Consider the following 12330-nt stretch of genomic DNA (forward strand, 5'->3'; position numbering starts at 1 on the left):
GATAATCTACGGCCGTATCGGGAACGACGCGGCTTATTGCGTCGTTTGCCGTTTCGGCCATGATTGTCGGTAGGCGCTCGGCGAATCAGCCGACCGGCACGAAAAGAAGGGGGCCCGAACGGGCCCCCTTCGTCATTCGCGGCGCGGCCGAGGCCACGCGCAGCCTCAGGCCGACTGCTGGATCGCCGACAGCAGCCAGGGACCCTGGTTGTCGCGGCGGAACGTCCAGAGTTCGGTCGCTTCGGTCGGCGCCGTCTTGTTGCCCGATACGACCCGACCCGACGCGACGTCGACGAAGACGTCGATGATCTCGAACCGCATCGCGACCGTCGCGTATTCGGCGCTGCCTTCGCGCCAAGCCTGAGCGAGGTCGCCCTGGAGAAGCTTCGGCTCGGACACCTCGTTGCGGACACCGCGACCGCGATCCTCGGCGAGATCCTGCTCGAAATACCCCGCCATCTCGGGCGTCGCGAGGCGGCGCAAGGCGCCGAGATCGCCGCGTCCATACGAGATCTGGATCTCGCTGAGCGCCCGCTCGAAGGCCTTGTAGTCCTGCGGGTCGATCTCGATCGGCTGCGGAGTCGTCGCAGGCCGAGCCGGACCCGTCGGTCCGCCGCCGGAACCCGGGAGCCCGCCGCCCAGAGTCTGACGCGCGTAAGGTGCGCCGGCACCTGCCAGGGCGGGTTCTGACCGCCGCCGGAAGAAGCGGAGTGCGAGCCAGATCAGGCCGCCGATCAGCGCCACCTGCATCAGAAGGCCCAACATCGAGGCGAGGCCGCCGAGGCCGCCCATGAAGCCACCGCCGAAGAGCATGCCGAGGAGCCCGGCCCCGAGGAGGCCGGCCATCAGGCCGCCGCCAAAGCCAAGCCCGCGGCTCGGCGCTGCGCTCGCCGGCATGCCGGGACGCGGCGCACCGACATTCGGAGTTTCGGTGCGCTGCATCGGCTGGGCCGATCGCGGTGCGGTCGCCGTCGAGGGCGGCGCCGAATAGGTCTGGCTGCCGCGGGAGCCGAAGCTGCCCTTGCCGCCGCCGGGGCGTGCATCGACCTGCGGCGCGACGAGCACCACCGCAAGTCCGGCCAGAAGAGCCGCCCTTGCAGCGGTCCTGAAACGTCTGGTCATCTGTTCCCACCCGATGAGGGTTGATCCCTCCAGACCAATATGGTGGGAAGCGACGACAAGCTCAAGATAGTTAGAGGCGGAGAGCTAACGACTGGTTCCGGCCACCTGGCGCCGACGACTGGATCGGCGAGGTTCCTGGTTTTTGCCGAGCCGGATTGGGGCCGCGGTTCGTGTCGGGACCGGCGCCGGTGCCTCCCGCCGTAACCATCCTGCTTGCTCGACAACCCCATGGCGCGCCCCTAGAAACCGGCCCGGAGGCCGCCGTGCCGGCGGCCGCATCTGCACGGGTTCATCCACCGATGAGTGGCGTCAACGAGATCAGGTCGGCCTTCCTCGACTATTTCGCGAAGCACGGCCACGAGCCGGTCGCCTCGTCGCCGCTCGTGCCCCGCAACGACCCGACCCTGATGTTCACCAATGCCGGGATGGTGCAGTTCAAGAACGTCTTCACCGGGATCGAGAAGCGGCCCTATTCGCGCGCGACTACCTCGCAGAAATGCGTGCGGGCCGGTGGCAAGCATAACGACCTCGACAATGTCGGATACACGGCCCGGCATCACACCTTCTTCGAGATGCTCGGCAATTTCTCCTTCGGCGACTATTTCAAGCCGGACGCGATCGAGCTCGCCTGGAACCTGATCACGAAGGAATTCGGCCTCGCCAAGGACAACCTTCTCGTCACCGTCTACGCGGACGACGACGAGGCGGCCGCGCTCTGGCGCAAGATCGCCGGGTTCGGCGACGACCGCATCATCCGGATCGGGACCTCCGACAATTTCTGGCAGATGGGCGATACCGGTCCCTGCGGACCCTGTTCCGAGATCTTCATCGACCAGGGCCCCTCGCTCCAAGGCGGGCCGCCCGGCTCACCGGACGAAGACGGCGACCGCTTCCTCGAATTCTGGAACCTCGTCTTCATGCAGTTCGAGCAGATCGAGCCCGGCAACCGGGTTCCTCTGCCCCGTCCCTCGATCGACACCGGCATGGGCCTCGAGCGCATGTCGGCCATCCTGCAGGGCGTCCACTCGAATTACGACACCGACCTCTTCCGCACGCTGATCGAGGCCGTCGCGCATGCGATCGGGCGGGGTCCGGACGAGACGAGCCGGGCTTCGTTCCGGGTCATCGCCGACCATCTCCGGGCCTCGTCCTTCCTGGTCGCAGACGGCGTCCTGCCCTCGAACGAAGGCCGCGGCTACGTGCTCCGCCGCATCATGCGCCGCGCCATGCGGCATGCGCAGCTCCTCGGCTCGCGCGAGCCGGTGATGTGGCGGCTCGTGCCGGCGCTGGTGCGGGAGATGGGCCAGGCCTATCCGGAACTCGTCCGGGCCGAGGCGCTCATCACCGAGACCCTGCAGCTCGAGGAGACCCGCTTCCGGCGCACGCTGGAGCGCGGCCTCGCCATGCTGGACGACGAGAGCGCCGGCCTCACCGCCGGTCAATCCTTCTCGGGCGAGACCGCCTTCACGCTCTACGACACCTTCGGCTTCCCGCTCGACCTCACCCAGGACGCGCTCAAGGCCCGCGGCGTGACGGTCGATACGGATGCCTTCAAGGTCGCGATGGAGCGCCAGCGCGAAAAGGCTCGGGCGGCCTGGGCCGGCTCGGGCGAGGCCGCGACCGACATCGTCTGGTACGGCCTCCGCGAGCGCGTCGGCGCGACCGAGTTCCTGGGCTACGACACGGAGCGGGCCGAGGGCATCGTGACGGCGATCGTCAGGGGCGGCGCCGAGGTCGCCGAGCTCGGGCCCGGAGAAAGCGGACTCGTCCTCCTGAACCAGACGCCCTTCTACGCGGAATCGGGCGGCCAGGTCGGCGATACCGGCGAGCTCGTCGGGGCCGGGATCCGGGCCCGTGTCACCGACACCGAAAAGAAGCTCGGCGACCTCTACGTCCACCACGTCACGGTGCAGGAGGGCCGGCTCGAACCCGGCGCGGCACTCGAACTCGCCGTCGAGCATGCCCGCCGGTCGGGGGTCCGGGGCCACCATTCCGCGACCCATCTTCTGCACGAGGCCTTGCGCCGGGTTCTCGGCGATCACGTGGCCCAGAAGGGGTCGCTCGTCACCCCGGACCGTCTCCGCTTCGATTTCAGCCATCCGAAGCCGATGAGCCCGGCCGAGATCGCGGCCGTCGAGGATCTGGCGAACCGCCTCGTGCTGCAGAATGAGCCCGTCACCACACGCCTCATGGCCGTGGACGATGCGATCGCGTCCGGCGCCCGGGCCTTGTTCGGAGAGAAATACGGCGACGAGGTAAGGGTCGTCGCCATGGGGCGCGATCCCGACGCCAAGGGCCGCACGTTTTCCGTCGAGCTCTGCGGCGGCACCCATGCCGGCAGAACGGGTGATATCGGCCTCATCTCGATCCTGTCGGACAGCGCCGTCGCCGCTGGGACCCGCCGCCTCGAGGCTCTCACCGGCGATGCGGCGCGCCATCATCTCGCGGGCGAGAGCCGCGCCCTGCGGGAGGTGGCCGCCCTGCTCAAGGCCCCAGTCGGCGACGTCGGCGAGCGCCTGGCGGCCTTGGTCGAGGAACGACGCCGGCTGGAGCGCGACCTCGCCGACGCCCGCCGCAAGCTCGCGATGGGCGACGGCGCCGGCGGCGCGGCAGGCGGCAGCGAGACCGTCGTCAACGGGATGAAGTTCAAGCGCTCCGCCGTGGACGGCCTCGAGATGAAGGATTTGAAGCCGATCATCGACGCGGAGAAGAAGCGCCTGGGCTCAGGTGTCGTCGCCATCGTCGGGGTCGGGCCGGACGGCAAGGCCGGGATCGTGGTCGGCGTCACGGACGATCTGACGGGCCGCGTCGACGCCGTCACGCTGGTGAAGGCGGGTGCGATCGAGCTCGGTGGTCGAGGCGGCGGCGGACGCCGCGACATGGCACAGGCCGGGGGGCCGGACGGCGCCAAGGCGGAGGCGGCGCTCGCGGCCGTGGAAGCGGCGCTCGCCTCTGCGGCGTGAGCGATGGGTCCTTCGCTGGGACAATGGCCTAAGCTCGCGCTGGCCGGCGAAGGCGTCGGTGGGAACGGGCCCGCCGCTCAGGCGGCGGATCGCTGCTCGAACGCCAGGGTCGCGCGATCGCGGCCGTTGCGCTTGGACGCGTAGAGGGCGCCGTCCGCCTCCGCCAAGGCTGAGGAGGCGTCCCCTCCGCGGATGTCGGTCACGCCCAGGCTCGCCGTCACGACCCCGGGGGGCGAATCCGCGTGTGGACAGGCCAGCGATCGGATGGCCGACCGAATCCGCTCGGCTAACCCAAGGGCGGCCGGCAGATCGGTGTCCGGCAGGATGGCCGCGAATTCCTCACCGCCGATCCGGAAAGCGCCGTCGCCCGGCCGGCCGCAAGAAGCCCGGATGGCGCCGGCCACGGCCACCAGGATGCGGTCACCTTCCTGATGTCCGTAATGGTCGTTGAACCGCTTGAAATGGTCGACGTCGAGCAGCACGAGGGAGAGCTTGGTACCGGTCCGGCCGGCTCGCCGTGTCTCGCGGGCGAGGCTCTCGTCGAAGGATCGGCGATTGCCGAGGCCCGTCAACGCGTCCGTGGCCGAGAGGCGGGCCAGTTCGGTGTTCAGCCGGCCGAGGTCCCGTTCGGCGACGGCCCGCCGCGTCAACTCCCGTGTCAGCACCATCGTCAGCGCGACGATGATGAGGCAAATGACGGCCAGGACGAGGCCGAGCAGGATCGCGCGCTGGCGCCAGTCGGCGAAGATGTCGTCGGTCGCCTGGGCGATGCTCAGGAGCAGCGGCCGTTTTTCGATCTGCGTGAAGGTGTAGGTGCGCTCGATACCATCCACGGCCGACATGCCGACGAACTGACCGGAGCTGTCGGCCATCATGCGCCTGAATACCGGGGAGGCCGAGACGTCACCCGCCGGCGCGCTCGTCGACGACCCGTGACGGACGATGAAGGTGCCGTCGGTCCTGATCAGGCTGACCACGGCTTTTGGCCCAAGGTGCAGCCGAGAGAGAAGCTTCTCGAAATAGGCGACCTCGATCGTCGCGAGCGCCACGCCTGCGAAAGAGCCGTCGGCATTCGACAGCCTTCGGCTGAGGCCCACGACCGGCTTGCCGATGAGACGCGAGACGTAGGGCCGACTGACGAAGAGGCCGCGGTCGGCCTCCCGTTGGGCCTGAAAGTAATCTCGATCGAGGACGGGCTTGATCTGGCGCGGAACGAGGCTGCCCGACTCGATCGTGATCAAGCCCTCGGCATCGAACACGATGAAGGCGCCCACCCCGGAGGCTGATCCGGATCGGTCGAAGAGGATCTGCCGCCGAACCTCCGGGTCCGCCTCCATCACGTCGCGGCGCGACACGCCGTCGACGACGGCCTGGAGGGACAGGTCCAGGATCTCGATATTGCGGGCGATGTCGCGTTCGATCGCCCGCAGAAGGTTTTCGGAGTTTTCGCGGGCGCGGTCCTCGATATTCGCCCGGAGGTCGAGCATCAAGGCAAGCGCGACGATCATCACTCCGACCGTCGCCGCGATGCTGACGAAGAGTGGCCAGCGCCTTACCCTGACAGCCTCCCCCTCGTTCTGCATTCTGGTCCGCCTCTTAAGAGGCGAAACCTAGGTGAAGATGATTTAGGAAAAGGTGCACGGCGGGCCGCATTTCACGCACCCATCGCCGTCCGGAGATTCTCGTCCACCTTGTCGAGGAAGCCCGTCGTCGAAAGCCACGTCTGATCCGCGCCGACCAGGAGCGCAAGGTCCTTCGTCATGAAGCCGGCCTCGACCGTGTCGACACAGACGGTCTCGAGGGTGGTCGCGAAACGGGCGAGTTCGTCGTTGCCGTCGAGCTTCGCGCGGTGCGAGAGGCCTCGGGTCCAGGCAAAGATCGACGCGATCGAGTTGGTCGAGGTCTCCTTGCCCTTCTGGTGCTCGCGGTAATGCCGCGTGACCGTTCCGTGGGCGGCCTCGGCCTCGACCGTCTTGCCGTCCGGCGTGAGCAGGACCGAGGTCATCAGCCCGAGCGAGCCGAAGCCCTGCGCGACCGTGTCGGACTGGACGTCGCCATCGTAGTTCTTGCACGCCCAGACATAGCCGCCGGACCATTTCAGCGCCGAGGCGACCATGTCGTCGATCAGGCGGTGCTCGTAGGTGATGCCGAGCGCGGCAAAGCGCGACTTGAACTCGTCCTGGTAAACCTCCTCGAACAGGTCCTTGAAGCGCCCGTCATAGGCCTTGAGGATGGTGTTCTTGGTCGAGAGGTAGACCGGGTACTTGCGGTTGAGGCCGTAGTTCAGCGAGGCGCGGGCGAAGTCGCGGATCGAGTCGTCGAGGTTGTACATCGCCTGGGCGATACCGGCGCTTGGGAACTTGAACACCTCCCGCTCGATGACGGTGCCGTCTTCGCCCTCGAACTTGATGGTGAGCCGGCCCTTGCCCGGCACCTTGAAATCGGTCGCCTTGTACTGATCGCCGTAGGCGTGGCGCCCGACCACGATCGGCTGGGTCCAGCCCGGCACGAGGCGGGGCACGTTCTTGCAGATGATCGGCTCGCGGAAGATCACGCCGCCCAGGATGTTGCGGATCGTGCCGTTCGGCGACTTCCACATGTCCTTGAGCTTGAACTCTTCGACGCGCTGCTCGTCGGGCGTGATGGTGGCGCATTTCACGCCGACGCCGTGCCGCTTGATCGCCTCGGCGGCATCGACCGTGACCTTGTCGTTCGTTGCATCGCGGTGCTCGACGCCGAGATCGTAATAGTCGAGGTCGACGTCGAGATAGGGGTGGATCAGCTTGTCCTTGATGACCTGCCAGATGATCCGGGTCATCTCGTCCCCATCGAGCTCGACGACGGGGTTCGCTACCTTGATCTTCGCCATGGATCTCACCTGCCAGAACGCGCAAAAGCCGCCTGCCGCCCGTTCGGGGCGGCGAGTCATCGGGCTCTTATCGCGGTGAGAGGGTGGCGGGAAGGCTTGCCGGCGGACCTTCCGGCTATTCGAACGTGACCGAAACCTTCGGCGTCCCGGGCAGGCCCTCGTAGCGCACCTCGACCCGCTGGCCGGCCTTCGGCGGAAGCAGGGCCGAGAACGATCCGACGCTCAACAGATCGCCGGCCTTCAGCTTGCGGCCGGAGGCGGCAAGGTCGGCCGCGAGCCAGACGACGGCGTTCAAGGGGTTGCCGAGCGTCGCCGAGCCGAGCCCTTCCCCGAGGACCGCGCCGGTGCCGTCAGTCATGACGATCCGGGTCTCGGCCAGCATGCGGACCGTCTCCGGCCCGGGCGGAAGCGGCACGACCGCGCCGACCACGCCGAGACGGGCGGCGGCGTTCACCGAGAGAAGCTGTGTCCCTTCGAGCTTCTCGCCGGGCGCAAGAGCGAGGTCGGGCAGTTCGATGAAGGGCCGCATGGCCGAGATGTGGGCCATGGCCTCGTCCGGCGTCTTCGCGCCGTTGATGCCCTCGTCCTTCACGACGAGCAGCATGTCCGCCTCGAAGAGCGGGCGCGCGCCGAAGCCGGCCGGGACCTTGCTGCCATCCGGAACGATCATCGTGTCGAGAAGGATTCCGGCGACCGGCGCATTCGCCTTGAAACGCTCCTGCACCGCCTTCGCGGTCAGCGCGGCCTTGTAGCCGACCACCTTGCCGCCGCTCCGCTCGAGCAGGGCGACAATCCGGTCGCGGGCGCAGCCCGCATCCGCCAGGGTGTCGACCGCAAAGCCCTTGGTTGGGCGCTTCGCCGCCCAATCGGCCGCGAACCGTTCGATCTCGGCCGGCTCCGGGCAGGCTGCGAGCGCCGTGGCCGGCAAAGCGATCAGGGCCGCCGCGAATGACGTGACCAGGCGCATGGTGATGTCCTCCCGCAATTGCGCTCACCATCGACGGCCGACGCGGGCCCGTAAAGGGCGCATCCGCCTGCCGCGGCGGACGCGCCGGCTCGCGTCAGACGCCGATCGCCTCGCGAAGGATGCGGCCGGGATCGGCCCCGTCCATCTCGCCGGCCCAGGCGACGAACTGGTCCGGTCGAACAAGGATGAGCCCGGCCTCCCAGCGCGCCGCCTCTCCGGTCCGGTCGCTCCGAACGACGGAGAGCGGCAGGCCGAGCGCCCCCGCGCCCTCCTCCCAGGCCCGCGTCGCCTCGTCCGGCAGCCCGAGCGCGACGAGCGTGAAGCCGGAGCCGAGGGCCTCGTAGACGTTGCCCCCCGTGCCGAGCGTGAGCGGAGCGAGATGGTGCCCGGCCCGCGCCGGAAAGCGGTGGCTGCCGACGGCGCTGGGCGTCGGACCGCCTCCCGATCCGACGATGGGAGAGCCCTCGTAATTCGGCTCGAACGCGTCGACCTCGGCCGCCGCGCCCGATTGCCGGGCCTCCCATTCCCGCTCGAAGGCCTCCCGGTCGACGGCCGGATCGTGGCTGGCCAGGAAGTCGCGATCCTCCGTGATCGACTTCGCGATGAAGTCGCGCGCGGTCGATTCGAAGACCGGCCGGCGCTCGGCATCGTAGCTGTCGAGAAGGCGCTCCCCGCCCCAGCCCGCCTCGACGGCCGCGATCTTCCAGCCGAGATTCACGGCATCCTCGAAGCCCGTATTGATGCCGTAGCCGCCATAGGGCGGGTGGCTGTGGGCCGCGTCGCCCGCCACGAACACCCGACCGTGGCGATACCGGTCCGCGATCGCGAAACGCAGGTCCCAGAACCCGACATGGATGATCTCGACATCGAATTCGGCGCCTGCCGCTTCCTGCAGGAGGGCCGGGAAGTCCCCGGTCTCGGCCGTGGTGTCCGGCGGCACCGGGGCGTGGAAGAAGAAGGTGCGGCCGAGATCGACCCGGCCGAAAAACTGCCAATAGCCTTCGAGACGCGGATGAAGGACATTGTAGAAAGACTTGCCCGGGTAGCGTTTCAGGAGCTCGTGCAGGGCCTCCGACCGGAAGACGAGCAGGACCATGAGCCGGTCGTGGTCGGACCGGGTCTGCGTGATGCCGGCGCTTTCCCGGGCGATCGAGCGGCTGCCGTCGCAACCGACTGCGTAATCCGCGCGAAGCTCGCGCCGGCCGCTCCCGCGCCGCTCCGTGATCACGACCCGCACGCCGTCCGCATCCTGGTCGACGCCTTCGACGGACCAGCCGTAGAGGATCGTGATCGGGGCGAATTCGGCCGCCCGCTTCCGCAGCACGGCCTCCGTCTCGTATTGGGGCAGCCGCTCGTTGTCCGTGTAGTAGAAGGGCCGGACGAGCGCCCGCTTCAGCCAGTCGTAATGGTAGTCGCCGAGCAGCGTGCCGTAGCTCGTCATGCCGCCGATCCCGTATTCGGGCGGGATGGTGCGGGCGTCCCGGAGCTCCTTCTCGATCCCCCAGAAATGGAAATGCTCCATCGTGCGCTGGGTCAGGTTCTGCCCGCGCGGAATCGGCTGCGGCTGCGGGTAGCGCTCGACCACGATCGAGGGGACGCCCCGCTGCGCGAGCGAGATCGCGAGACCGAGACCAACCGGGCCTCCCCCGGAGATCACGACGGCGCTGTCCTTCGCACTCATGCCTTGCTGTCCCCATCGCCCGTCGCGGCTGGCCCGTAGGCGGCCCCGAGAGCTCGTGCGCGTTCCATGCCCTTCACCAGCCTGTAGACGGTGCGGCAGGCCGCGACCGGCACCCCGAGCCGCTCGCCCTCCCGCACCACGAAGCCCGTGAGTTCGTCGATCTCGGTCGGAACGCCGCGCGCCATGTCGAGCGCCATCGAGCCCGCGTGGCGCGACATCGGCGCCTCGCCCGAGCGGACCCGTCGGACGTAGGCCAGCGGATCGCCCGCGGGCCTGCCGCCCAGAGCCGCGACGACGGCGAGGCATTCCTCCGCCATCTGGTCGATGAGGGCCCGCATCTCCGCCACCTCGTAGCGGGCCGCGTTCACGCCGAGCGCGAGCGCACCGACCGGGTTCATCACGGCGTTGAAGACGAATTTCGACCAGACCGCGCCCATCGGGTCCGCGACCGCCTCGGCCTCGAGACCGGCCTCCCTCATCAGCAGGACGAGCGGCCGCACGTCCTCTATACCGCCCCGGACCGGCCCGAGCGTCGTCGGACCGGCGATGAGATGCTCGATGTGGCCCGGCCCGACGAGACGCGCCGCGTGCATGGTGGTCCCGCGCGCGACCGGCGCCGTCCCGGCCCGCAGCGCCTCCGCATTGCCCATTCCGTTCTGCAGCGTCACCAGAAGCGCGCCCTCGGCCAGAGCCGGCGCGACCGAGGCCAGCGCCGCGCCGGTCGCGGCCGATTTGACCAGCATGATCGCGACCTCGGCCCCGATGCCGGCAAGAGCCGACGGATCGTACTCGGCCTCGATCCGCGCCATGCGCTCGCTCGCGCCAGTGATCCGCAGCCCCTCCGCACGGATCGCATCGATATGCGGGCGGCTGAGGTCGAAGGCGACCACGCGGGCCACGCCGGCCAGCATCGCGGCGAAGAGGCCGCCGATGGCGCCGGCGCCGACGACCAGGATCGTGCGCGGCACGGGCGCGCTCACAGCGGCGTCACCCGCACATGCAGCAGGGCGGCCCGGCCGCCGTCGATGGCGGCGAGGCAGCGCGCGATCGCCTGGTCGAGCCCGGCCGGCTCGCGCAGGTATTCGCCGTGCGCACCGAAGGCCTCGGCGATCCTGTCGAAGCGGCGGACCTCGTCCTGGCGCCCGCTCTCGAGCCGCGACTGGAAGCGGTCGGTCTCGGCTGCCCTCCCCTTCGGATACATCCGCAGCGTCGCCTGTTTCACGGCCGACCAGCCACGATTGTCGAGGACGACGACGAGGATCGGCAGGCCGTATTGCTGCGCGGTCGCGAAGACGGAATCGGGCGCCGAAAAATGGAAGGTGCCATCGCCGACCAATGCGACCACGCGCCGGTCCGGACCCGCGAGCTTCAGCCCGAGCGCGGCGCCGCCGCTGAAGCCGAGGCCGCCGCCCGCATTGGCGAAATAGGTGCCGGGCAGGCTCCGCGCGAGCTGGTTCAACACTGCGCCCGTGTTGCGGATTGCCTCGTTCACGACGACGTCCTCCGGCCGGAGTTGCCGGGCGAGCGCCGCGCAGACCGCGTCCGGGCCGATCGCGTCCTCTCCCCCGAGCGATAAGCCCGCGCCCGCGATGCGGTCGCGGCGGGAGGCGTTCGGAGCGTCCCAGCCTGCGACCCGGCCGGCGATCCGGGCCCGGGCGGCCTCGTCGGTCCGCCCTCGCACCGCCTCCAGCACCTGCCGGAGCACGGTCGCGGTGTCGGCCTCGCAGCGCAGGTCGGTCCGGAAGCCCCACATCGGGAAGGCGCGCTTGCCGGCATCCATGTCGACCTGGATCCAGCGCATCGCATCCGCGTCCGGCGCCTGCCCGTGCAGGAAGGGCACGTCCACGTCGAGGAGAAGCCCGAGATCGGCACCCGCGAGAACCGGTCCGGCCTCGAATCCGGCAAAGGCCGGGGAGGCGCGATCGATGTTGAGATAGGTCGGGTTCGCCTCGACCACTCGCATCCCGGTCTCGCGGGCGAGCGCCTCGAGAAGGGGCGGAGCCTCGGAATCGCGACCGAGATAGCTCGCGACGGCGACCGGCTTCTCGGCCGCGAGGAGCGCCGTGGCGATCTCGGCTGCGACCTCGGGGGCCACGCCTCCGGCCCGCACCGGGCCGTAGCCCTCGGCCCCGAAGGAGCGGATGCGGGGCGTCTCCACCGTTTCGGCCAGGACCTCGCGCGGCAGGGTCATATAGACGGGACCAGGCGGGTCGCTCTCCATCACGGCCTGGGCGCGGCGGAGGGCCTCCTTGGCGACATAGCCGCTCGGCAGCGTATATTCCCACTTCACGTAGGGCCGGACGACGCTCGCGATGTCGAAGGGGTCCTGGACATAGTGGACGTAATTGTCGCGCGCACCCGGCAATTCGCCGTGCAGCGCGAAGGGAGCCTTGCCGGCAAGGAGAAGGACCGGAATCCGGCCTCGGAACAGGTTGTGGGCGCCCATCGCGGCATTCGCCGTGCCGGCATCGACATGGACAAGCACCGCCTGGCCGCGTCGGGTCGCCATCGCGTAGCCGCCCGCCATGTGCATGGCGACATTCTCGTGCGGGACGAGGAGCACCGTCGGGCGCCGCCCCTCCTCCCAGTCGGCCATGTCTTCGATCAGGGAGACGTGGTCCGTGCCGAGATTGGCGAAGACGTAGTCGATCCCGATCTCGTCCAGCCCGCGCAGCACGTGATGCGCCGTCGTGTGGTCCGTCACGGACTTCTCCGGGTCACCCGTGGC

General features: G+C 69.1%; 8 protein-coding genes. 1 reads left to right on the plus strand and 7 read right to left on the minus strand.

Translation table 11 applies throughout. From position 1 onward, the window contains the following. Positions 1–165: 165 nt before the first annotated feature. Positions 166–1122, minus strand: coding sequence for a Tim44 domain-containing protein (locus ACFE87_RS00940; protein ID WP_375457711.1), 957 nt, complete (start codon positions 1120–1122; stop codon positions 166–168). A 299-nt stretch (positions 1123–1421) separates the two neighbouring features. Here ACFE87_RS00940 and alaS point away from each other — a divergent pair, with 299 nt between their 5' ends. Further along, the gene (gene alaS / locus ACFE87_RS00945) at positions 1422–4085 is read left to right on the plus strand and encodes an alanine--tRNA ligase (protein ID WP_375457712.1); all 2664 of its coding nucleotides are present in this window, start codon (positions 1422–1424) and stop codon (positions 4083–4085) included. A gap of 77 nt (positions 4086–4162) precedes the next feature. Here the strand turns inward: alaS and ACFE87_RS00950 are convergent, their stop codons facing one another. The 6 genes from ACFE87_RS00950 to ACFE87_RS00975 all read right to left on the minus strand — a co-directional run bounded on the left by ACFE87_RS00950 (position 4163) and on the right by ACFE87_RS00975 (position 12306). Then, complete coding sequence (locus ACFE87_RS00950) at positions 4163–5668, minus strand: diguanylate cyclase (RefSeq protein ID WP_375457713.1); 1506 nt, start codon at positions 5666–5668, stop codon at positions 4163–4165. Between the two features lie 71 nt (positions 5669–5739). After that, entirely contained in the window at positions 5740–6954 is a 1215-nt protein-coding gene (locus ACFE87_RS00955) for an NADP-dependent isocitrate dehydrogenase (RefSeq protein ID WP_375457714.1), read from the minus strand. A 115-nt stretch (positions 6955–7069) separates the two neighbouring features. Then, positions 7070–7921: a 2-keto-4-pentenoate hydratase gene (locus ACFE87_RS00960; protein WP_375457715.1), complete on the minus strand. Its 852-nt coding sequence runs from the start codon at positions 7919–7921 to the stop codon at positions 7070–7072. A gap of 94 nt (positions 7922–8015) precedes the next feature. Next, positions 8016–9602 carry an FAD-dependent monooxygenase gene (locus tag ACFE87_RS00965; RefSeq protein WP_375457716.1) on the minus strand — a complete coding sequence of 529 codons (1587 nt, stop codon included), beginning with the start codon at positions 9600–9602 and terminating at the stop codon, positions 8016–8018. Then, positions 9599–10570 (minus strand): ketopantoate reductase family protein, encoded by a 972-nt coding sequence (locus tag ACFE87_RS00970; RefSeq protein ID WP_375457717.1) that lies wholly within the window; start codon positions 10568–10570, stop codon positions 9599–9601. The genes ACFE87_RS00965 and ACFE87_RS00970 overlap by 4 nt, the downstream gene beginning before the upstream one ends. An 8-nt stretch (positions 10571–10578) precedes the next feature. Then, complete coding sequence (locus ACFE87_RS00975) at positions 10579–12306, minus strand: thiamine pyrophosphate-requiring protein (protein ID WP_375457718.1); 1728 nt, start codon at positions 12304–12306, stop codon at positions 10579–10581. Positions 12307–12330 lie beyond the last annotated feature (24 nt).

It is taken from the genome of uncultured Enterovirga sp. (assembly GCF_964242715.1).
In the GTDB taxonomy this organism is placed as follows: Bacteria; Pseudomonadota; Alphaproteobacteria; order Rhizobiales; family Beijerinckiaceae; genus Enterovirga.